The organism is Shewanella sp. MBTL60-007 (assembly GCF_019654915.1).
GTDB lineage: Bacteria > Pseudomonadota > Gammaproteobacteria > Enterobacterales > Shewanellaceae > Shewanella.
In genome coordinates this window covers 23,709-45,296 of the sequence record NZ_BPET01000022.1, presented here as the reverse complement: position 1 = coordinate 45,296, position 21,588 = coordinate 23,709, and the positions used below count along the sequence as shown (strand labels likewise).

The 21,588-nt window shown below is 44.4% G+C and carries 19 protein-coding genes; 6 read left to right on the top strand and 13 right to left on the bottom strand.

Annotation, left to right across the window (positions count from 1 at the left end; all coding sequences use genetic code 11):
* Nucleotides 1-79 precede the first annotated feature (79 nt).
* From yidC to rpmH, 4 genes are read right to left on the bottom strand one after another with little or no spacing between them, the layout of a single operon-like run.
* Nucleotides 80-1,714: a membrane protein insertase YidC gene (gene yidC, locus K5Q92_RS10085; protein ID WP_220768877.1), complete on the bottom strand. Its 1,635-nt coding sequence runs from the start codon at nucleotides 1,712-1,714 to the stop codon at nucleotides 80-82.
* Nucleotides 1,715-1,717: 3 nt separating this feature from the next.
* Nucleotides 1,718-1,972: a membrane protein insertion efficiency factor YidD gene (gene yidD / locus K5Q92_RS10080; protein ID WP_084221438.1), complete on the bottom strand. Its 255-nt coding sequence runs from the start codon at nucleotides 1,970-1,972 to the stop codon at nucleotides 1,718-1,720.
* The gene (gene rnpA, locus K5Q92_RS10075) at nucleotides 1,939-2,295 is read right to left on the bottom strand and encodes a ribonuclease P protein component (protein ID WP_086020069.1); all 357 of its coding nucleotides are present in this window, start codon (nucleotides 2,293-2,295) and stop codon (nucleotides 1,939-1,941) included. The genes yidD and rnpA overlap by 34 nt, the downstream gene beginning before the upstream one ends.
* A 14-nt stretch (nucleotides 2,296-2,309) precedes the next feature.
* Nucleotides 2,310-2,447, bottom strand: coding sequence for a 50S ribosomal protein L34 (rpmH, locus tag K5Q92_RS10070; protein WP_011867659.1), 138 nt, complete (start codon nucleotides 2,445-2,447; stop codon nucleotides 2,310-2,312).
* A gap of 445 nt (nucleotides 2,448-2,892) precedes the next feature.
* Here rpmH and dnaA point away from each other — a divergent pair, with 445 nt between their 5' ends.
* The 5 genes from dnaA (at nucleotide 2,893) to K5Q92_RS10045 (ending at nucleotide 10,177) form a co-directional block, all read left to right on the top strand.
* The gene (gene dnaA / locus K5Q92_RS10065) at nucleotides 2,893-4,278 is read left to right on the top strand and encodes a chromosomal replication initiator protein DnaA (protein ID WP_220768876.1); all 1,386 of its coding nucleotides are present in this window, start codon (nucleotides 2,893-2,895) and stop codon (nucleotides 4,276-4,278) included.
* A 19-nt stretch (nucleotides 4,279-4,297) separates the two neighbouring features.
* Nucleotides 4,298-5,398: a DNA polymerase III subunit beta gene (gene dnaN, locus K5Q92_RS10060; RefSeq protein WP_220768875.1), complete on the top strand. Its 1,101-nt coding sequence runs from the start codon at nucleotides 4,298-4,300 to the stop codon at nucleotides 5,396-5,398.
* Between the two features lie 117 nt (nucleotides 5,399-5,515).
* Entirely contained in the window at nucleotides 5,516-6,598 is a 1,083-nt protein-coding gene (gene recF / locus K5Q92_RS10055; protein ID WP_220768874.1) for a DNA replication/repair protein RecF, read from the top strand.
* A 16-nt stretch (nucleotides 6,599-6,614) separates the two neighbouring features.
* Nucleotides 6,615-9,032 (top strand): DNA topoisomerase (ATP-hydrolyzing) subunit B, encoded by a 2,418-nt coding sequence (gene gyrB / locus K5Q92_RS10050; RefSeq protein WP_220768873.1) that lies wholly within the window; start codon nucleotides 6,615-6,617, stop codon nucleotides 9,030-9,032.
* Between the two features lie 92 nt (nucleotides 9,033-9,124).
* Complete coding sequence (locus tag K5Q92_RS10045; RefSeq protein ID WP_374758448.1) at nucleotides 9,125-10,177, top strand: HDOD domain-containing protein; 1,053 nt, start codon at nucleotides 9,125-9,127, stop codon at nucleotides 10,175-10,177.
* 65 nt (nucleotides 10,178-10,242) lie between these two features.
* Here the strand turns inward: K5Q92_RS10045 and glyS are convergent, their stop codons facing one another.
* Both glyS and glyQ read right to left on the bottom strand, forming a co-directional pair.
* Nucleotides 10,243-12,312 carry a glycine--tRNA ligase subunit beta gene (gene glyS / locus K5Q92_RS10040; RefSeq protein ID WP_220768871.1) on the bottom strand — a complete coding sequence of 690 codons (2,070 nt, stop codon included), beginning with the start codon at nucleotides 12,310-12,312 and terminating at the stop codon, nucleotides 10,243-10,245.
* A gap of 11 nt (nucleotides 12,313-12,323) precedes the next feature.
* A complete protein-coding gene (glyQ, locus tag K5Q92_RS10035) occupies nucleotides 12,324-13,229 on the bottom strand; it encodes a glycine--tRNA ligase subunit alpha (protein ID WP_220768870.1) in 906 nt (301 codons plus the stop codon).
* Between the two features lie 117 nt (nucleotides 13,230-13,346).
* Between glyQ and K5Q92_RS10030 the strand changes: the two genes are divergently transcribed.
* Nucleotides 13,347-13,907, top strand: coding sequence for a DNA-3-methyladenine glycosylase I (locus tag K5Q92_RS10030; protein ID WP_220768869.1), 561 nt, complete (start codon nucleotides 13,347-13,349; stop codon nucleotides 13,905-13,907).
* Nucleotides 13,908-13,979: 72 nt separating this feature from the next.
* Here K5Q92_RS10030 and K5Q92_RS10025 read toward each other — a convergent pair whose 3' ends face one another.
* The 7 genes from K5Q92_RS10025 to fadA all read right to left on the bottom strand — a co-directional run bounded on the left by K5Q92_RS10025 (nucleotide 13,980) and on the right by fadA (nucleotide 21,577).
* The gene (locus K5Q92_RS10025) at nucleotides 13,980-14,633 is read right to left on the bottom strand and encodes a hypothetical protein (RefSeq protein WP_220768868.1); all 654 of its coding nucleotides are present in this window, start codon (nucleotides 14,631-14,633) and stop codon (nucleotides 13,980-13,982) included.
* A gap of 237 nt (nucleotides 14,634-14,870) precedes the next feature.
* On the bottom strand, nucleotides 14,871-18,059 hold the full coding sequence (locus tag K5Q92_RS10020; RefSeq protein WP_220768867.1) for an amidohydrolase family protein: 3,189 nt from the start codon (nucleotides 18,057-18,059) through the stop codon (nucleotides 14,871-14,873).
* Nucleotides 18,060-18,371: 312 nt separating this feature from the next.
* Nucleotides 18,372-18,806 carry an MOSC domain-containing protein gene (locus tag K5Q92_RS10015; RefSeq protein ID WP_220768866.1) on the bottom strand — a complete coding sequence of 145 codons (435 nt, stop codon included), beginning with the start codon at nucleotides 18,804-18,806 and terminating at the stop codon, nucleotides 18,372-18,374.
* Nucleotides 18,807-18,840: 34 nt separating this feature from the next.
* Nucleotides 18,841-19,086: a sulfurtransferase TusA gene (gene tusA / locus K5Q92_RS10010; protein WP_220768865.1), complete on the bottom strand. Its 246-nt coding sequence runs from the start codon at nucleotides 19,084-19,086 to the stop codon at nucleotides 18,841-18,843.
* Between the two features lie 147 nt (nucleotides 19,087-19,233).
* Nucleotides 19,234-19,701 carry a Cys-tRNA(Pro) deacylase gene (gene ybaK / locus K5Q92_RS10005; protein WP_220768864.1) on the bottom strand — a complete coding sequence of 156 codons (468 nt, stop codon included), beginning with the start codon at nucleotides 19,699-19,701 and terminating at the stop codon, nucleotides 19,234-19,236.
* 63 nt (nucleotides 19,702-19,764) lie between these two features.
* The gene (locus K5Q92_RS10000; RefSeq protein ID WP_220768863.1) at nucleotides 19,765-20,226 is read right to left on the bottom strand and encodes a GNAT family N-acetyltransferase; all 462 of its coding nucleotides are present in this window, start codon (nucleotides 20,224-20,226) and stop codon (nucleotides 19,765-19,767) included.
* A gap of 187 nt (nucleotides 20,227-20,413) precedes the next feature.
* On the bottom strand, nucleotides 20,414-21,577 hold the full coding sequence (gene fadA / locus K5Q92_RS09995) for an acetyl-CoA C-acyltransferase FadA (RefSeq protein ID WP_220768862.1): 1,164 nt from the start codon (nucleotides 21,575-21,577) through the stop codon (nucleotides 20,414-20,416).
* Between the last annotated feature and the right edge of the window lie 11 nt (nucleotides 21,578-21,588).

Here is a 21,588-nt window from a genome sequence, read left to right as displayed (position 1 = left end):
AAATATTGTCTCTACATAGAAAGCAAAAAAGCGGTCAATACTCAGTATTAGACCGCTTTTTGTTAGTCAGAGCTAAAGGTTATTTTAACCCTTTTTTCTCCAGACCAGCATAGATAATTTTCTGCTGCGTAATCGCCACTAAGTTACCTACCAACCAGTATAGAACCAGACCTGCTGGGAACCATAGGAAGAATACGGTAAAGATCACTGGCATCCACTGCATCATCTTAACTTGCATTGGGTCCATCGTCGGTGCCATTGGCTGCATCTTCTGCATAATGAACATCGAGATACCCATTAGGATAGGTAGCACGTAGTAAGGATCTTGAACTGATAAGTCAGTAATCCATAGCATGAATGGCGCGTGACGCAATTCAACACTTTCTAGTAGTACCCAGTATAGTGCGATGAAGATTGGCATCTGTAGCAAGATTGGAAGACAGCCACCCATAGGGTTTACTTTCTCTTTCTTGTACAGTTCCATCATAGCCTGACCCATCTTTTGACGGTCATCACCAAAACGCTCTTTTAGATCTGCAAGCTTAGGCTGTAGATTACGCATTTTCGCCATAGAGGTGTATTGCGCTTTCGTTAGCGGGTATAGCAGACCACGAACAGTTAATGTGATTAGGATAATAGCGATACCCCAGTTACCAACGATTGATTGGAAGAACATCAATAGTTTGTAGATAGGTACTGCTAACCACCATAGGAAGCCATAATCAACTACTAGGTTTAGCGATGGAGAAAGCGCTGATAGTGCTTTTTGATCTTTAGGACCAACATAGAACTCAGCTGAAATCGTTTTTTCAGCGCCAGGTGCGATATCTTGTAGCTCACCACGGAAACCAATATTCGCGAGTCCATTTTTTACACTAGAGAAGATAATATTCTTCTCAGCAGCTGGTGGTATCCAAGCCGATACGAAGTAGTGCTGCAGCATTGCTACCCAGCCACCTAGTGTTGAGTCATCTAGGTTTTTATCTACCATATCGTCGAAGCTGTACTTCTCGTAGCGAACATCAGCAGTTGAGAACGCTGCGCCACGATAAGTTGGCATCATCATGCTGCTTTCGCTCTTCTTGATGCTGTGCTTGATCTGTCCATACATTTGAACTTGAAGCTGTGCATCTGAAGTGTTGTTAATTTTGTAATCAACAGCGACGTTGTATTTACCACGAGTGAAGACAAATACTTTGGTGTAAGTCACACCTTTGTCACTAACGTAAGTCAAAGGAACGTTTAGTGTGTCTTGACCATCAGTCAATTTGTACTCACGTGAAGCACTGTCAAAGTGAGCTCGACCTTTAACACTACTATCAATACCGTCACGGCCGATTAGGCCACTTTGCGCGATATAGTAGATATCATTTGTCTGCTCAAGAAGAACGAATGGATCGTCTCCATTTTCTTCAAGCTTGTGAGCAAGAAGGGCTGAGTAAACTATATCACCACCAACAGGGTCAATTTTGATCTCTAGTTGGTCAGTAATAACTGTGATTAGCTCTTTTGATGCGGTAACCGTTTCTGGTACAGCTGAATCGGCATCAGGTACGTCTGAGCTATGAGCGTCAGCAACCGTTGAAGCAGGGATTGAAGATTGAGTTTGAGCTGCTGCCACCGGTTGAGGAGCTTTATCTGCTTGCCACTGTTGCCACAGTAGGAAGCTGACAAACAGCAAACCGATCAGCAATATATTGCGTTGAGATTCCATAACCTATTTATCGCACCTATGTTTTTTGTTAGGGACGGGGTCTTCACCGCCCGGATGTAAAGGGTGACATTTTAATATGCGTTTACCTGCAAACCAACACCCTTTCACCACTCCATGCAAACGAATTGCTTCGATTGCGTAATGTGAACACGTTGGATTGAACCTACAACGAGGCCCCAGCATGGGGCTTATGAGTAGTTGGTAACCACGAATAATCGTAGTTGCTAGCCATTGTAACGGCGAGAGAGTTTTCGCCATAGCTTTTCTACTAAGTTTTTAAGTTCTGCGTTTTCCATATCAAGCACGCCATTTCTTACAAGCACAACGATATCCACAGCGGGTAGATCATGCTGGTGTAAACGGAAATTATCTCTAATTATGCGTTTAATACGGTTACGTTGGTTTGCTTTTTTGACATAACGCTTGGCAACAGTTAGTCCTAAACGAGGATGTTGTTCAGAATTAGGAATTGCAAGTAAGGTTATTTCAGCGGAGGACGCTTTGATAGGTTTGGTAAATACAGATTTAAATTGCGCGGGAGTTAACAAACGTAACTCCCGCGTAAAGGTGTAGCTAGTCACTTGCATTTCTACGATTACGCAGAAAGACGAGCGCGACCTTTAGCACGGCGACGTGCGATGACCTTACGGCCACCTACTGTAGCCATACGAGCGCGGAAGCCGTGAGAACGCTTGCGCTTCAGGTTGCTAGGTTGAAAAGTACGTTTACTCATTATGGCAATCCGTCTTTGTTAGGTTAATAATCCTTACACTCTATAAATAGAGCTAAGGGCAAAAAAGAGGCCGAATTGTAATCACTTTAGTTATCCTCGTCAACAAGGAAAGCGCACAAGTGATGAAATATTGGCATCTCCGAATATTCTTCGAAGGTTTAACGCTACTATAATGTGTGGATAACTCTGTGAGTTACCACTACATCTTGTGGTTTAGTAGATCAAAAAGCAGATCGAAGGTCATCTATTATAGATCGATCTGGATCGCTTTATAAAGCTGGATTTGCAGCTTGGCTAATTTTTTTTGATCGCAAGGGATCTTTTAAGATCGAGATCTTAATGATTAGTTGATCTATCTGGGGATAAATCTATTTAAAGGATAGCGATCAGCGTGATCTCACTATAGAATAGACCTCTTTTGTATGATCTTCTGGGGATAACTACAGTGGCGGTTTCACTTTGGCAACAATGTATCGCAAGGCTGCAAGATGAGCTATCTGCTCAGCAATTCAGTATGTGGATAAGACCGTTACAAGCAGAAATGGAAGGCGACACGCTCGTCATCTATGCGCCTAATCGTTTTGTTTTGGATTGGGTTAGGGATAAATACCTTAATATCATCAACCAATTTTTTACTGAACAAATGGGTAACGATGCGCCAAGTTTGCGTTTCGATATCGGCAGTCGCCCATCGGCGAAGCCAGTTGTTCAGGCCACAGCTGAAGTAAAGAGTAGCAAGCCTGCTAGTAGAGAAGTGGCCAAGCCTTCTTTCAATACTCCGCATGCAGAGCCTATGGCGAATGCTAATCATCGTAGTAACATTAATCCGACTTACCAGTTTGATAACTTCGTAGAAGGTAAATCAAACCAATTAGGTAAAGCGGCTGCTTTGCAGGTGGCTGAAAATCCTGGTGGTGCATATAACCCGTTGTTCCTTTATGGTGGCACCGGTTTAGGTAAGACTCACCTATTGCACGCTGTTGGTAATGGCATTATTAAGAATAAGCCAGATGCAAAAGTGGTTTACATGCATTCTGAGCGTTTTGTGCAAGATATGGTTAAGGCGTTACAAAATAACGCTATCGAAGAATTCAAGCGTTACTACCGCAGTGTTGACGCGCTGTTTATTGATGACATTCAATTCTTTGCTAACAAAGACAGATCTCAAGAAGAATTTTTCCATACCTTTAATGCCTTATTAGAGGGTAATCATCAGATCATTCTGACTTCGGATAAATATCCAAAAGAGATCGATGGTGTTGAAGATCGTCTTAAGTCACGTTTCGGTTGGGGTTTAACGGTTGCGATTGAGCCGCCAGAGTTAGAAACCCGTGTAGCGATCTTGATGCGTAAGGCACAAGAGAGTGGCATTAATTTGCCGGATGAGGTGGCGTTCTTTATTGCTAAACGTTTACGTTCAAACGTTCGTGAGCTTGAAGGCGCACTGAACCGTGTAATTGCTAATGCTAACTTTACCGGCCGTCCGATCACTATCGACTTTGTCCGTGAAGCACTACGTGACTTACTCGCTCTACAAGAGAAGTTGGTGACGATTGATAATATTCAGAAGACAGTAGCGGAATACTACAAGATTAAGATGGCGGATATGCTGTCTAAGCGTCGCTCCCGTAGCGTGGCGCGTCCAAGACAGATGGCGATGGCATTATCGAAAGAGCTAACCAACCAGAGTTTGCCTGAAATTGGCGACGCCTTTGGTGGTCGTGACCATACAACGGTTTTACATGCGTGTCGTAAAATTGCGCAGTTGCGTGAAGAAAGTCATGACATTAAAGAAGATTATGCTAACTTGATAAGAACTTTATCTTCTTAAGATCAGGGATATTGAATCAATGAAATTCTCAATTGATAGGGATGCCTTATTAAAACCGCTGCAACTTGTTAGTGGCGCGGTAGAAAGGCGACATAACTTGCCTATACTGGCAAACCTTTTAGTTGAAGTGAGTAATCACTCACTAAAGTTGACTGGAACCGATTTAGAGGTCGAATTAGTCGGCGAAGTTCAGCTAGAAGGTGAGATCCTTGAGGGGCGAACAACTGTTCCGGCGAAGAAGTTTTTAGATATTGTTAAGTCACTGCCGGATCAGGTAGAGCTTAAAATAGAACAGCAAGACAATCGCTTGTTATTACGTTCAGGCCGTAGTCGCTTTACTTTAGCGACCTTGCCAGCAGAAGAGTATCCAAACGTCGATGCCTTTGAAGCTGAGATAGAGTTTACTCTGAAGCAGGGCACTATGAAGTCCTTAATCGATGCGACACAGTTCTCTATGGCTAACCAAGACGTGCGTTACTACCTTAACGGTCTGTTATTGGAAACCGAAGGTAATGTGCTACGCGCGATTGCGACAGACGGACACCGTTTGGCACTGAGTCATCGAATGATCGAAGCGTCACTGCCTGAAAAGCAAGTGATCGTGCCGCGCAAAGGTGTGTTAGAGCTGATGCGCTCTTTTGAAGCCGACGATCTCGATGTGACCATTGCAATTGGTGACAATGCGATTAGAGCAACGACTGCGACGGCAGTATTTACCAGTAAGCTGGTGGATGGGCGTTTCCCTGATTATCGCCGGGTATTACCAAAAGGTGGTGACAAAGTCGTTATTGCCAGTCGTCAGCAGTTAAAGCAAGCGTTACTGCGTGCTTCTATTCTGTCGAATGAGAAGTTTCGTGGCGTACGCGTACAGCTGGAAAACAATTTAATTAAGATCACCGCTAATAACCCTGAACAGGAAGAAGCGGAAGAGATCTTAGATGTTGAATATGAAAATGCGCCATTAGAGATAGGCTTTAACGTCAGTTACTTACTCGACGTGCTCAATAACCTACCTTCAGATGATGTACGCATTACCTTGATAGACGGTAACTCAAGCGCACTTATCGACAATCACATAGAGCAAGACTCTATGTATGTTGTTATGCCAATGCGTTTGTAGTCCCCAACCTTCCTATCTTGACTTAAGGTCAGCCAGATAAAGGTGTTTAACATGCTTTATCTGGTTAACCTAAGTGACTCAGTAATAGAACACTCCCCGTTGTTATAAAGGTCATCAATGAGTCTTACTCGTCTCCATATCGAAGCTTTTCGTAATATCTCCTCTGCACAACTGCAGCCGGGTGACGGGCTAAACTTAATCTATGGCCACAATGGTAGTGGAAAAACCAGTATCCTCGAGGCCATTTACTTCCTCGGCATGGGGCGCTCCTTTCGTAGTCACCTCTCCCAGCGTGTCATTAAGAATGACGATGATGCTTTGACATTGTTTGCCAATATGGTTAACGGCGAAGAGCTCAGCAAGATAGGTTTACGGCGTTTTAGAAGCGGTGATATTGAAGTTAAAATCAATGGTGATAAAGTAAAGCGTTTATCGACATTAGCCGAAACTCTGCCGATCCAAGTGATCACGCCTGAGAGTTTTTCGTTGCTGTTCGAAGGTCCTAAATCTAGACGTCAGTTTATTGATTGGGGCGCGTTTCATTCCGACCCACGCTTTTATGCTGCATGGGTTAATGTTCGTCGAATTTTAAAGCAGCGAAATCAGTTACTCAGAGATGGATCGCCCTATAGTTCTATTCAGTTTTGGGATAAAGAATTTATTCGTTATGCTGAACTGGTTACCGAGATACGAAAGCAATATGTAGACTCGTTAAATGAGCTACTTAAGGGTATAATCGGAGAGTTTTTACCTCAGGTTGATGTTAAGGTTTCTTTTACTCGAGGATGGGATAATAAAACCGAGTATGCGCAGCTACTCGAGACGCAGTATCCCAGAGATTTAGCCATAGGCTATACCGTCAGTGGACCACACAAAGCAGACTTACGTTTGCGGGTAGGAACCCTACCTGCACAAGATGCTCTATCCCGTGGCCAACTGAAGTTGTTAGTCTGTGCGTTGCGTATTGCACAGGGAAAGTTGCTTAAACAACAAATAGATAAAAAAAGTATTTATCTGGTGGATGACCTTCCATCGGAATTGGATGCACAGCATAGAAAACTATTGTTACAGCAATTAGCTGATACCGGGGCACAAGTTTTTGTCACGGCTATTGAGCCTGCAGCGATAGTGGATTCGTTAATCACGCCGCCAAGTAAGACGTTCCATGTGGAACAGGGTCGTGTAACGGTAATTGAATAACCGACGAGAGAATAATATGTCAGAGAATAGTTATGATTCTTCGAGTATTAAGGTTTTAAAAGGCCTTGATGCGGTACGTAAGAGACCAGGTATGTATATCGGTGATACCGATGATGGCACAGGTCTACATCACATGGTATTCGAAGTGGTCGATAACTCTATCGATGAAGCGTTAGCGGGCCACTGTAGCGACGTCGATATTACCATTCATGCCGATGGGTCTGTATCGGTTCGAGACGACGGTCGAGGTATCCCTGTTGCTATTCACCCTGAAGAGGGAGTGTCAGCTGCTCAGGTTATTATGACGGTACTGCACGCTGGTGGTAAGTTCGATGATAACTCTTATAAAGTATCAGGCGGTCTACACGGTGTAGGTGTGTCGGTTGTAAACGCATTATCTAAAAAGCTACAGCTTACTATTCGCCGCGACGGCAAGGTGTATGAGCAGTTCTACACCATGGGTGAGCCTGATGAGCCAATTAAAGAAGTTGGTGAAGCGACTAACACTGGTACAGAAATTCGTTTCTGGCCAAGTGAAGAGACCTTCTCTGATGTTCAGTTCCATTTCGATATTCTTGCCAAGCGCGTTCGTGAGCTGTCATTCCTAAACTCTGGTGTGGGCATTCGCTTGATTGACGAGCGTGATAACCGCGATGAGTTTTTCAAGTACGAAGGCGGTATCAGCGCATTTGTTGACTTCTTAAACGTTAACAAGACACCAGTAAACAAAGAAGTTTTCCACTTTTGCCAAGAGCGTGACGATGGTATTACTGTTGAAGTCGCGATGCAGTGGAACGATGGTTTCCAGGAAAACATCTTCTGTTTTACTAACAACATTCCACAGCGCGATGGTGGTACGCACTTAGCGGGCTTCCGTGGTGCGTTGACTCGTAACCTGAATAACTACATGGAGCGTGAAGGTTTTAACAAGAAGGGTAAGACTGCTGCAACGGGTGATGATGCTCGTGAAGGTCTAACTGCGGTTATCTCTGTTAAAGTTCCCGATCCTAAGTTCAGCTCACAGACTAAAGATAAGCTAGTTTCAAGCGAAGTTAAGTCTGCGGTTGAGCAAACAATGGGTGAGCAGTTAGGTGATTACCTAATGGAACATCCAAATGAAGCTAAGCTGATCGTGGGTAAGATTATCGATGCAGCCCGCGCTCGTGAGGCGGCACGTAAAGCACGTGAAATGACTCGTCGTAAAGGCGCATTAGATTTAGGTGGTTTGCCAGGTAAGCTTGCTGACTGCCAAGAGAAGGACCCTGGTCTTTCTGAAATTTACATAGTGGAGGGTGACTCTGCGGGCGGTAGTGCTAAGCAGGGTCGTAACCGTAAGAACCAAGCGATTCTTCCACTAAAGGGTAAGATCCTAAACGTAGAGAAAGCGCGCTTCGATAAGATGTTATCTTCACAAGAAGTGGCGACATTAATTACTGCATTAGGCTGCGGTATTGGCCGTGACGAATATGATCCGGACAAGACTCGTTACCACAACATCGTTATCATGACCGATGCTGACGTCGACGGCTCGCATATTCGTACGCTGCTGTTGACCTTCTTCTTCCGTCAAATGCCTGAGCTTATTGAGCGTGGTTATGTGTATATTGCACAGCCTCCTCTCTACAAGGTTAAGAAAGGCAAGCAAGAGCAATACTTGAAAGATGATCCAGCGTTGACTGAGTACCTAACGACTCAAGCGCTAGATAACGCTAACATCTATCCGTCTCAAGGTGCACCTGGCATGTCTGGTCAGCCATTAGAACGTTTAGTTAATCAGTACCGTGAAGTTGAGGCTATCATTGCTCGCTTAGAGCAACGTTACCCAACCAATATCACTGATCTAATGCTATACCACCCAGCATTGACTAACGAAATGCTAGCTGACGAAGCACAGGTTAAAGCATGGGCTGATGTATTCGTTGCTGACTTAATTGAGAAAGAGACAGGCGGTATCTTATATAGCGCTGAGCCAGTACTTGATCCAGAGCGTCAATCTTACTTGCCTAAGATCACGATTCGTAAGCATGGTATCGATACGCACTACTTGTTCTCATATGACTTCTTCCAGTCAAATGATTATCAGCGCATCGTTAAGATGGGCGGCGAAATCAATGGTCTGATCGAAGAGGGCGGTTATGTTCAACGTGGTGAGCGTACTAAGGACGTAACAAGCTTTGTAGAGGCACTAGATTGGTTGATGAACGAGTCTAAGCGTGGCTTATACATTCAGCGATATAAGGGATTGGGTGAGATGAACCCAGAGCAGCTGTGGGAAACTACTATGGATCCTGAATCTCGCCGTATGCTACAGGTGACGATTGAAGATGCTATTGCCGCTGACCAACTATTTACCTGTTTGATGGGCGATCAAGTTGAGCCGCGTCGTGACTTCATCGAAGCCAATGCTTTGAATGTAGCTAACCTAGATGTTTAAGTTTATTCTTATCGTTAAACTTATAAGTTGATTAAAGTCGGTGCTATATGCACCGATTTTTTTGTTGATAACTTGGTGTCCGGTCATAACAATTGTTTAGTAAAGCCTTTAAAAAACTGTTTAATATCAGAGAACAGGTCGTCATAGAGAAGCCAAAGAGCTTCAGTGGGTCAATGGAGTCGTTTCAGTCTAGGCAAAGTCAATCCGCGCCTGAGACTAAGAGGGCTGTACAGCCACAAGAGAGCCCCTCGATAGTGACAATTGATCTATCCGCGTTGTTTTATAGTCTGTTGTTTCCTAGCACGCAACTTAGCGGTACGGCAAACGAGTTAGAGAAGAGTGTATTTAGGCGAGTGGAGGCTGCACTTGCATCCCCAAAAGCCATCGCCGAAAGGGTGCTGAAGCTACCAACTCAAGTAGCAGCTTTAGAGCAGCAACTTGCAGATGAGAACACCGATACTAAAACACTGTTGGCCTTAATTGAGAGAGATCCCGTACTGAGTGTTGAAGTGCTAAAACTATGTAACTCGCCACTTTTTAGACGCAGTGATAAAGAGGTGACGAGCTTACAGGTTGCACTAGTCCAACTCGGACGAGAGCAGATGAAGCGTTTCGTAACGACCGCTATGATGCGTAAAGTCATCGATATTCAGCCAATCTACTTTCGTCGTTTTGGTAGCCAAATTTGGCGCCACTCTATGCAGGTAGCCTATCTATCGAGTGAACTTACTCAAGACGATCCTGACACAGCCTTTCTACTCGGGTTGCTCCACGATGTGGGCAAGATAGCTATTTTTAAATTGTTATTAGAAGCCTTTAAACAAGCCGAGCCTGGTGAGCAACCCTGTTCTAGCCTATTCAGACAGGTGATGACGGCGAAATCCTTAAGCTTAAGCGCGCTGTTGGCGCGTTACTGGGAATTACCAAGCTTATTTGAGACAGAGCTTAGTCGTCTCGCTGTTATGGACTCTAAGCCTGCTGGTGGCCTTGCCGAGGTGATTTGGCGTGCCAACCTGATCAGTGAGTCTTCCATGTTATTGGAAGCGGGTAAGTTACAGCCAGAGCAGTTAGATAGACTGTTATTTGAAGCTGGGATAGACAGTGAAACCTTTGAGCAAATGCATCAGAAACTGGTGCTGTTTTAACTGCTAGAGCAATAATCATAAAAAAACGCGCCCAATGGCGCGTTTTTTATTTATCGATTCAGTGGTTACTGAAGCAGTGAAATATCTGCCGCATGTAAGAACTGCTCGCGTAGACTAGATAGTAGCGCTAAACGGTTGTTCTTAAGTGCTTCATCGTCAGCCATAACCATCACATCTTCAAAGAAGGTGTCTACGCTTTCACGTAGGCTAGCAAGCAGTGCAAGCGCTTCTTGGTAGTTAGCAGCAGCGAATAGCGGCGCTAGTTGTGGTTGTAATTCAGCAAGCTTTTCAGCCAGTGCTTTTTCTGCAGACTCAACGAGTAGCTTATCGTCGATTGCAGCTGGTAGCTCACCTTCAACTTTAGCTAAGATATTTGATACACGCTTGTTAGCTGCCGCTAGTGCTGAAGCTTGCTCAAGGGTTCTGAAGTGAGCAACAGCTTTAATGCGGCTTTCAAAATCAGCTGGAGCAGTAGGGCGACGAGCCAATACGGCTAGGATTACGTCTACACTCACGCCTTGATCTTGGTACCAGGCACGGAAGCGAGCCATAAAGAACTCAAGTACTTGCTCTGCAACATCTGCGTTAGTTAGATTCTCGCCATGTAGCTCTTGTGCCTTAGCAATCAGGTCAACAAGATCTAGCGGCAAGTTGTTTTCTAAACAGATACGTAGCACACCAATTGCTGCACGGCGAAGTGCGAATGGATCAGCAGCACCTTTTGGTGCTTGGCCAATACCAAAGATACCCACTAATGTATCTAGCTTTTCTGCTAGTGCCACACAGATAGAGATAGGGGCTGTTGGTACGGTATCGCCAGAGAACTTAGGCTTATATTGCTCAGATAATGCCACGGCAACGGCTTCTGTTTCACCATTTAGGCGAGCATAATGCATACCCATGGTGCCTTGAAGATCGGTAAACTCCATCACCATGTTAGTCATTAAATCAGACTTAGAAAGCAGACCTGCGCGTGCGGCTTCGTCGCTGTTGGCGTTGATGCTAGTCGCAATATAACCTGCCATCACTGAGATGCGCTCAACACGTTGCTTAATGGTGCCTAGTTGCTTCTGGAACACAACTGTTTCTAAGCTAGCAAGGCGTGCTTCAAGGGTTTCTTTCTTATCGGTCTCGAAGAAGAACTCAGCATCGGCAAGACGTGGGCGAACCACTTTCTCGTTACCTGAAATAATTTGCTGAGGATCTTTCGATTCGATGTTAGTCACGAAGATAAAGTTTGGTAGCAGCTGTCCGGCATTATCAAATACAGGGAAGTACTTTTGGTCGCCTTTCATGGTGTAAACCAAGGCTTCGGCTGGTACATCTAAGAACTTCTCTTCGAAGCTTGCTGTAAGCACTACTGGCCATTCAACCAAAGAGGTAACTTCTTCTAGCAGGTCATCTTCAAGATCCGCTACGCCACCAATCTTAGCTGCTGCAGCTTCTGCATCGGCTTTGATAATCGCCTTACGAGCTTCGTAATCGGCTAATACCTTGCCTTTCTCTTTTAGAGCAACAAGGTAGTTGTCAGCATGCTCTAACTCGAAGTTAGACTCGCCCATAAAGCGGTGGCCACGAATAACGCGATCAGACTTGATGCCTAGTAGCTCACCGTCAACCACTTCGCTTCCGAGTAGCATGGTCACGGTGTGAACTGGACGGATAAATTGTGTGGTGTTACTGCCCCAGCGCATTGGCTTAGGGATAGGTAACTTGTCTAGTGAGCGCTGCGCCATATCGGCGATAAGGCTCTTAGTTTCAACACCGACAACACGCGCTTGATGTAGTAACCATTCACCTTTGTCAGTCTTTAGGCGCTCAGCTTGCTCAACAGTAATACCATTACCACGAGCCCAGCCCATTGCGGCTTTAGTTGGGTTGCCATCAGCATCAAAAGCTTGTGCAACGGCAGGGCCGCGCTTCTCAACCACTTTGTCTGCTTGTGCTAGCGCAAGTTGGTTGATGCAAATTGCTAGGCGGCGTGGCGCTGCGTGCCAAACTGCTGACTCAAAGCTTAGCTCTGCTTTAGTTAACTCTTCAGTAAAGTTGGCAAGAAATGACTCTGCCAGTTTACGTAGTGATTTTGGTGGTAACTCTTCTGTGCCTACTTCAATTAGTAAGTTTTCAAAATTCATCTGTTATTCCTCTACTTACACATTGGGAAGCCTAGTGCTTCACGGGCCTGATAGTAAGATTCAGCTACACCTTTAGCCATGGTACGAACGCGTAAGATATAACGCTGGCGCTCAGTAACAGAGATAGCGTGGCGAGCATCAAGCAAGTTAAATGCATGAGAGGCTTTCATGACTTGTTCGTAAGCAGGTAGTGGCAATGGTTTTTCAAGCGCTAATAAACGCTGACAAGCTTGCTCACAGTCGTCAAACATCTTGAATAGCACGTCAACATCGGCATGTTCGAAGTTGTAAGTTGATTGCTCAACTTCGTTTTGATGGAAAATATCACCGTACATGACTTTGCCCATTGGGCCGTCGGTCCAAACAAGATCGTAAACGCTGTCTACTTCTTGGATGTACATTGCAAGACGCTCAAGACCGTAAGTAATTTCACCTGTAACAGGCTTACACTCAAGACCACCCACTTGCTGGAAGTAAGTAAATTGAGAAACTTCCATCCCGTTAAGCCAAACTTCCCAACCAAGACCCCAAGCACCTAGAGTAGGTGATTCCCAGTTGTCTTCAACGAAGCGAACATCATGAACATTCATGTCTACGCCTAGCGCTTCAAGTGAGCCTAGGTAAAGTTCCTGAATATTGCTTGGCGATGGCTTAAGTACTACTTGATATTGGTAGTAGTGCTGAAGACGGTTAGGGTTTTCACCGTAACGGCCATCAGTCGGACGGCGACATGGTTGAACATAGGCACTGCTCATCGGCTCTGGGCCTAATGAACGTAAGAATGTCATAGGGTGGAATGTACCAGCACCTACTTCCATGTCCAATGGTTGAACGATTGCGCAACCTTGCTGCGCCCAGTATTCCTGCAGGGTCATAATGAAGCCCTGGAATGTTTTCACATCGTGTTTCGTCGTCATATCCGCTTGTCTACTGCCTGGAAGCCTTAATAGAAAATGGTTTCGATTATACCTTGTAGAATAACGCTTATGTAGGTTATTTTTTATCTGGTTGGTTAAAAATTTAGGGATCGGACTATGGAAGTGACGCGTTGCGGTTGGGTAGGCAGTGATCCCATCTATCAGGAATATCATGACAAGGTGTGGGGAAGGCCTGTTTTCGATAGCCAAGAGTTATTTGCCAAGCTTTGTCTCGATGGCCAACAGGCCGGCTTATCTTGGATCACCATACTTAAAAAACAGCAAAACTATGAGGACGCATTCGCTAATTTTGATCCTAAAGTCATTGCGACATTTGATGAAGCAAAAGTTGAAGAACTGCTGCAAAACCCTGGAATTGTACGAAATCGACTTAAGGTTAACTCGATCATTAAAAATGCCAAAGGCTATATGGCCTATGTAGAGCAGGGTAATGATTTTTCAGCGTTTTTATGGAGTTTTGTTGGTGGTTCTCCAAAGGTGAACCACTTTGATTCAATGAGTGAACTACCCGCACAGACTCCAGAATCAGAAGCCATGTCTAAGGCGTTAAAGAAGTTAGGTTTTAACTTTGTTGGCCCTACTATTTGCTATGCCTTTATGCAGGCTGTAGGCATGGTTAATGACCACACCACGGACTGTTTTTGTTATCAAAGATAATACTTATGAGTATAAAGAGTCGTACACTCGCCTTTATGTGGCAGTAGTGGACTCTTTATACCGATTGCTTCATTAATGCTGAGTCATAACCAGTTGTGACGGGTCTTCGGTATAGATATAGATAGCTTTAAACTCCAACTCACCCGTTGCATTCTCTGATGTATTTACAAAGCTAAGATTGCTGTCGAAGTTTTGTATTAACTTTTTGTTGGCTTCGGTCAGTTCATTGGTGGTTATCGAGAGTGCACAAATTCGGCCTGCACACCCAATATTTTGTTCATACAAGGCCATATTATTAAGCTGCAGTAATTGTTGGTTAAGCTTATTTTGTCGCTCGATAGCAAATTCACTATTTGCAGGTAAGTTGGAAACCTGTTCTATAAAGTCATTCATTCCTCTAGTTAATACATCGACTAGAGCTTTACGTTCAATTGCGCCGGCTTCATTGACGAAGAGTGTATTTATTGCTGTTTCATCGTTTAGTTCGAAGTATAGGTTAGGGCTGTTATCGGACTCAACATTGGTGATCGTTGGGGAGTCATCTGAAGTTTGTTTAAGTTTTACATCGGCTTTTGTAGCTTGTTGATTTTTTTTGGCGGCGGGCATTGCAACATCTTCTTGTATTGTCGCAGCGATTTGTACCTGTGGTTTAAAAAATAGTTGGCTAGCTAATATTGATAATGTGATGCTAATAATGACTAAAGCAATTATTCTAGATGTGGACATGCTCAACTTCCTTGATTTTGATAAAGATTTCCATTCACTATGCACATCAAGATAAAGCATTAGCTTGAGTTAATAAAGTCATTAAAAAAGGATGTTCCACGTGGAACATCCTTTTTTATTTAGAGGACTTCTAAAATAATGAAGTCTTGTTTTTGGCATTTTAAAACCGAAAAATAATTTTTCTGAAATTTAAAAATTGCAGCTAAGTTAGCCAGATTTTAAATTAAAAAATGAAATCTATTTTTCAAAAAAGAACGGTTTTCTCTGTTGGCCTCTGTTTTTCGAACCACCATTGAGTTGGTCCATAGTTTCTGCATTAAACAGCTTACCGTTCACCATGGTGTAAGTTACGCGATCGGTAACCCGAATATCATCAAGTGGATTACCATCGATAACGATTAGGTCGGCTAGTTTACCCTCCTTGATTGAACCGATTTGGTGATCCATGGCAAAGTGCTTAGCAGGGTTAATGGTTGCGGTTTTTAGCACTTCCATATTACTCATACCACCTTGAGCAAACATCCACATTTCCCAGTGAGCCGCTAAACCTTCACGTTGACCGTGAGCACCAATATTGGCTTTGATACCCACTTCATTTAGCTCATTAGCAACACGGGCAACATTGAAGTGGTTGTAGTGTTCATCAGGTGCAGTAGGGCGGCGCATCGAACGAGCATCTAAAATATCAGATGGTACATACATGGAAAGGCGGGGGTGTGCCCAAACATCTGTTTTATCGTACCAGTAGTTCTCACCTGAAATACCGCCATAGGCAACAACCAGTGTTGGCGTATAACCTACATCGGTTTGCCCCCAGAACTGCTTAATGTCGCTGTAGATATTGGCTGCCGGTAATGAGTGTTCAATACCTGTGTGACCATCGGCAATCATGGTGAGGTTATGCTGCAGTAAGCTGCCGCCTTCTGGCACAACCATCATTTCAAGTTCACGAGCGGCTGCGATAACTTGTTGGCGCTGGTTACGGCGAGGTTGGTTATAGCTCTTAACACTGAAAGCACCGACTTTCTTTAAGCGCTCCAAGTGGAACTTGGCATCGTCTAGTGAGTCGATATGAGAAGTATAACCTGGGGCATTAGCGCCATATAAAATGGTACCAGTTGAAAAGATGCGCGGCCCTGCAATATTACCGGCTTTCTGTTGCTCTGAAGCAGCGAAGATCTCTGTGGTATCATTTGATGGATCATGAATAGCGGTCACACCTAGTGATAGGTTAGAGTAAAGTTCCCAGTTTTGCTGCGGGATGATCTCGTTCTCGCCTTGAGCACCGTGAGCATGTGCATCGAATAAGCCTGGCATTAAGGTTTTACCCTTGATGTCGATAACCTTAGCATCGCTTGGAATATCGATAACAGATGAAGAACCGACGCTGACAATATGATTGTCTTTAATGATTACCGTACCATTTTCGATAACTTTATCGTTTTCCATGGTAATGATATTGCCACCAACAAATGCGATTGTTCCACGTGGAACATCAGCTTTTTGGCTGAAACCAAGATCGGTAATTGTTGGTTTAGACTTATCTTCTTCAGCAGTTTGATATTGCGTATCGACATTGACTTGATAAAGCTCAGGACCAAGCGTCCAATACAGTTGGTCGCTATCTGTATTCCAGCTGATACTTTCACCTGCGCGAACACTTAATTGCTCAACAGGTAGGTTATTGGCCTTTGGGCCGATCTGAATTGTTTCACCATGCTTAGCAAATGGCGTGACGAAAACTTTGAAGCGTTCGGCAAAAGCAAGTTGTTTACCGTCTGGCGAGACTCTGAATTCAGTAGCATGCTTGCTAGTGTAGTGTACTCGTTTTTCGAAACCATTGAGGCCAATAGATGCTAGCTGCGGCGTTTCGCCACTTTCCATAAAGTAGACACGATCATTGTCGGCACCAAACTGTGGTTGGTAACCTGAAGCCGTTATCTTGGTATTTTTGTCACCATCGATATCGACTTGGTAAAGCCCGGTTTCTTGAGACCAAGTGCGTGGAGTGATGTAGCCACCTTTGGCCTTACGGTAAACTACGGTTTCACCATCGGGTGAAAAGGTCGGTTCTACATATTTACCCGGCTCATCGGTCAGAATCTTTACACGCTTATTACGTACAGTTGCTAAGCTAACTGTACCTTGCTGTTGATCATCCCAGGTGGTGAAAACAATACGTTTGCCATCGCGAGACCATTGTGGAAATAGTTCTCGCAGTTCGCTATCGAGCTTAGTAAGGCGAGACATCTTGCCATCGGGCAGGTTCTTAACCCAAATCTTACCAAGAGCTTCGAATGCTACTTTCTTACCGTCAGGCGATACTTGTGCCATACGCAGCATTTTTACATCGAAGACATCTTTATCGAGATCTTGTTGGAAACGAACGGCGGGTTGAACGGCTAGTTCAGTCCTAACCGTAAATGGAATTTGCTCTACAGACTTAGATTCAACATCGAGTTTATTGATTTTACCATTGGCCCAGAACAGGATTTCATCATTATCGGCTGTCCAGCTCATGGTTGGGTAAACGCCGTGAATAGCCCATGTTTCTTGCATGTCTCGGTCTAGATCACCATACAACTTTTCAGTTTCGCCAGACTTAAGATCGAGTAAATAAAGTGATGACTGGAAACCATCACGCTTAATGTAGGCTAGCTTATTTCCATCAGGACTAGGGGTTGGTCTAATCGCACCGCCAGTCCCCTGGATCAATACTTCGATATCACCCGTCTGGGTGTCGTAACGTTTGATCTTATAAATGCCTTTTACTGAGTCTTTTGAGTAGTGGAATGTCTTACCTGGAGTCGCATCTTGGCTGAAGTAGATATAGCGACCATCAGGAGAGTAGGCTGGTTCACCTAAATCTTTTTGTTCATTTGGTCGCTCGGTAAGCTTTACCCCATCACCACCGGCAACGTGATACATCCATACTTCTCCAGCACCTAAGCTGCGGCTACCAGTAAAGTGCTTACGCGCAACTAGATATTGTCCATCAGGACTCCAGGCTGGACTGTTCAATAGGCGGAAAGTTTCTTTGGTGACAGGACGAGGGTTACTGCCATCTGCGTCCATTATCCAGATATTGTCACCGCCATCTTCATCTGAGGTGAAAGCGATATATTTTCCATCTGGACTGTAAACTGGCTGCATCTGCCATGCGATACCTTTAGCTAATGGCTTAGCTTCTCCACCAGCGATAGGCATTTGATAAATATCGCCTAGAAGATCAAACACTACATGTTTACCGTCAGGGCTCACGCTGACATTCATCCAGGTGCCTTCGTTTACTTCAATTTTTATCTGTTCAAGTGGGGCATTTGCTGGCGCGTTAACTTGCCATGATTGAGCCTCTTCGGCCAATGATGGCGTACTGATACTTAGAGCAATGGCGGCGTATAGGGGAGTTAATTTATTCTTTAGCATGATAATCCTATGATTATTGTTATCGTTTTAAAGGAGTGATTTTTAGTTCTATTATTGATAGTTATCCGTGGCACTTAACTGGAGCTTTAATTGTGCAACAGTTATCGCACAATTTGATTAACAGTAAAACAAAAAATCTGTTTCAATTAGTTAAATGCAATTAAGCAGGAAAGGTATTGTTGAGAGGGGAAATAGCCGAGTTGTGACTGAGAGTATCTATCTTTGACCAAACGCAGAAAACGCTACAACCTTAATGGAGTTATTTGCTTTGTATTAGTTGGACTTTTGAGGGGCTTTAGCTTTTAAAAAGAGTTAAAAGCTAACACTAGCATTAAGCTGGATATGGGAACCATGGATAACCCGGCAAGTGACGCCACCTCGCCAATCGGGTTGCAGCGCTTTTTCCAGTGCAGGGCAAGCGAGTTCCATCTTGTTGCAGGGATCGGTTTCGCCTGTTACTTCCAACACTAACTCGCCAATAGCTAGACGTTTACCAAGATCTTGTTGGGAGAAACTTAAACCATCGATAAGTAGGTTGGCGCGGCGGGTAAGCCAAGAAAGATCTTTACCAATATCATTACAGGCTAGCTGCCACTGTTGAAGTGACATAACCGTAACTTGGCGCTTGCCAGGGCGGCCATAAACATCGTCTTCGACGCCTTTAGCTTGAGTGACCTCGGCTTGTGAAGCCGAGATCATTGGTCCACCTTTCTCGGTCTTGAACGCTATACCGATTAATTTGGCCATGATAATTCCCTTTATCTATTTCGTTTGTTAGCGACTACAGACCCTTTTTTATAAGGTACTGGTATGGCGTTGACTCTGTTTGGCTGGCAATTAAGGTGTGATCCATAAACTCACAAAAACTTGGGATGTCACGAGTCGTTGCTGGATCGTCTGCAATAATCAAAAGAGTTTCACCATCGTTCATGCGTCTTACTGACTTACGAACCATCATTACAGGCTCTGGGCAGCGAAGGCCTAAAGCGTCGAGTTGATGTTGTGCAGCATTAAATTGGTCGTTCATATTACCTCGGCAGAACGATTAAACAGAAGTGGCTAATATTACTCCAGCGTCTTAGTTTATCCAAGCTGCTTAGCATAATTTGTGAGCCTAAAATCATTTACTATTTAGCGGTGTTCCACGTGGAACACTACAATAATTGATGTTTCCTTAAGCCGTCATTGGGGCAAAATTAGCTTTAAGGAGTTGTTTGATATCCTCTGGGGCTAAGGCAATATCCAAGCCACGACGTCCACCACTAACATACATCTGCTCGAGTTGAGATGCAGAGTCATCTATAACAGTAAGTAGTAATCGCTTTTGTCCTAAAGGACTGACGCCACCAAGAACATAGCCGGTGCTGCGTTGTACCTCGGCAGCTTCAGCCATCACAGCCTTTTTGGCTTTCGCTGCTTTCGCCATGGCCTTCAGACTAAGCTTTTCGGCTACAGGAATAATCGCGACGGCGAGTTGTTTGCCATCTAACTTGACTACTAAGGTTTTAAAGACGAACTCTGCTGGCACGCCCATTTTTTCTGCCGCTTCTAATCCATAAGCCTGACAACTGGGGTCATGTTGATACTCGTGAACTTGATGAGCAATCTTATGTTTTACGAGCAGATCGATAGCGGGGGTCATTATGTTTACCTATATTTATCGCGTTGGCTTATTGAGTTGAATAGCGCTGTTAGCTAATTTCTATCAAAGCCATTTTTCCATAACCAGCACTTTAATACCGTGATAGGTGACCTGTTCTACTGGTTGCCAGCCGAGGGGCTTATATATACCGCCAGAGAGATCTTCAGTCTGTAAGTTAATACTGTTTACTCCAAGCACTTTGGCCTTATCTATAATTGCGTTAACTAGGGATTTGCCTATGCCTTTTCCTCTATGTTTTGAGGCAACATAAACCCCGCCTAACCAATGTTTGCGTTCGGGATAGATATCCATTTCATGGAAACGAAGTTGCGCCGCACCGAGCAGTTCATCGCCATCTTGGGCTAAGATTATCAAAGGCAACTTGTCGTGATTAAGGTAATCACTAAGCTTTTGTTCTAGTTCTGTAGCACTGCGTCCCTCACCAATATAACCCCATTCATCGCTGTACCACTTTGCGATAATTGGTAGTGCTGACTCATTGTTGGCAAGTAATACAATCTCCATTCCGTGTCCTTGTTTCAATCACATGTGTTACTTAAATGGGAGGCTAACTTTAGATTACTGTAGCGATGTGATCTTGGCCAGTAGCTCGCGAGAGTTGTGATAAGTATTGCTGTGCCGGATTAAAAGCAGAATAAGAAAAATAAAAAAGCCAGCTTAGGCTGGCTTTTGTTTCTTTACGAATGCGCCCTTATGGGCGCTCGAAAATAGTCGCGATGCCTTGGCCTAAACCAATACACATGGTCGCTAGACCGAACTTAGCATCTTTCGCTTCCATCAGATTTATCAGAGTGGTGGAAATACGCGTGCCTGAACAGCCTAGTGGATGACCTAATGCTATGGCACCACCATTTAGGTTAACCTTTTCATCGACAACATCCATCAAGCCTAGATCTTTTACGCAAGGTAGAGATTGTGCTGCAAAGGCTTCGTTAAGCTCGATTACGTCTAAGTCATCAATGGTTAGTCCAGCGCGCTTAAGCGCTTTTTGGGTTGCAGGTACTGGACCATAACCCATAATCGCTGCGTCACAACCGGCAATCGCCATTGAACGAATACGTGCACGAATCGGTAGACCTAACTCTTTCGCTTTCTCCTCTTCCATCACTAGCATGGCAGATGCACCATCTGATAGTGCTGATGACGTACCCGCTGTAACGGTGCCGTTTGCAGGATCAAAAGCAGGGCGTAGGCCTGACAATGACTCCATTGATGTCTCTGGGCGGATAACTTCGTCATAGTCCACTTTAATCAATGCACCATCGGCGTCATGGCCTTCGATAGCTACAATCTCGTTAGCGAAGCGACCTTCAACAGTTGCAGCGTGAGCACGCTGGTGTGAACGTACGGCAAAGGCATCTTGTTGTTCTCGGGTGATGCCGTGCATCTTACCTAGCATCTCAGCCGTAAGACCCATCATGCCTGAAGCTTTAGCAACGTTGTTGGCAAGACCGGGGTGGAAGTCAACGCCATGGTTCATCGGTACATGACCCATATGTTCTACGCCGCCTACGATAAAAGTATCACCTTGGCCTGTCATAATGGCGCGGGCAGCTTGATGTAATGCATCCATAGATGAACCACATAAACGGTTTACAGTAACTGCGCCAACTTGCTTTGGAATACCGGCTAGTAGGGCAGCATTACGGGCAATATTAAATCCTTGCTCTAGTGTTTGTTGTACACAACCCCACATCACATCTTCGATGGTGTTTGGGTCAAGCTTAGGATTGCGCTCTAGTAGCGACTTCATGAGTTCTGCAGACAGAGTTTCTGCGCGCACATTTCTAAATACTCCAGCTTTTGAGCGGCCCATTGGAGTACGAATGCAATCTACGATAACGGCATTTTTCATTGTTCTAATCC

What these genes read in the sequence shown, in the direction of transcription:
- yidC (WP_220768877.1), bottom strand. Translation starts at nt 1,714, where the DNA reads ATGGAATCTCAACGCAATATATTGCTGATCGGTTTGCTGTTTGTCAGC.
- yidD (WP_084221438.1), bottom strand. Translation starts at nt 1,972, where the DNA reads ATGGCGAAAACTCTCTCGCCGTTACAATGGCTAGCAACTACGATTATT.
- rpmH (WP_011867659.1), bottom strand. Translation starts at nt 2,447, where the DNA reads ATGAGTAAACGTACTTTTCAACCTAGCAACCTGAAGCGCAAGCGTTCT.
- dnaN (WP_220768875.1), top strand. Translation starts at nt 4,298, where the DNA reads ATGAAATTCTCAATTGATAGGGATGCCTTATTAAAACCGCTGCAACTT.
- recF (WP_220768874.1), top strand. Translation starts at nt 5,516, where the DNA reads ATGAGTCTTACTCGTCTCCATATCGAAGCTTTTCGTAATATCTCCTCT.
- gyrB (WP_220768873.1), top strand. Translation starts at nt 6,615, where the DNA reads ATGTCAGAGAATAGTTATGATTCTTCGAGTATTAAGGTTTTAAAAGGC.
- glyS (WP_220768871.1), bottom strand. Translation starts at nt 12,312, where the DNA reads ATGAATTTTGAAAACTTACTAATTGAAGTAGGCACAGAAGAGTTACCA.
- glyQ (WP_220768870.1), bottom strand. Translation starts at nt 13,229, where the DNA reads ATGACGACGAAACACGATGTGAAAACATTCCAGGGCTTCATTATGACC.
- K5Q92_RS10030 (WP_220768869.1), top strand. Translation starts at nt 13,347, where the DNA reads ATGGAAGTGACGCGTTGCGGTTGGGTAGGCAGTGATCCCATCTATCAG.
- K5Q92_RS10025 (WP_220768868.1), bottom strand. Translation starts at nt 14,633, where the DNA reads ATGTCCACATCTAGAATAATTGCTTTAGTCATTATTAGCATCACATTA.
- K5Q92_RS10020 (WP_220768867.1), bottom strand. Translation starts at nt 18,059, where the DNA reads ATGCTAAAGAATAAATTAACTCCCCTATACGCCGCCATTGCTCTAAGT.
- K5Q92_RS10015 (WP_220768866.1), bottom strand. Translation starts at nt 18,806, where the DNA reads ATGGCCAAATTAATCGGTATAGCGTTCAAGACCGAGAAAGGTGGACCA.
- tusA (WP_220768865.1), bottom strand. Translation starts at nt 19,086, where the DNA reads ATGAACGACCAATTTAATGCTGCACAACATCAACTCGACGCTTTAGGC.
- ybaK (WP_220768864.1), bottom strand. Translation starts at nt 19,701, where the DNA reads ATGACCCCCGCTATCGATCTGCTCGTAAAACATAAGATTGCTCATCAA.
- K5Q92_RS10000 (WP_220768863.1), bottom strand. Translation starts at nt 20,226, where the DNA reads ATGGAGATTGTATTACTTGCCAACAATGAGTCAGCACTACCAATTATC.
- fadA (WP_220768862.1), bottom strand. Translation starts at nt 21,577, where the DNA reads ATGAAAAATGCCGTTATCGTAGATTGCATTCGTACTCCAATGGGCCGC.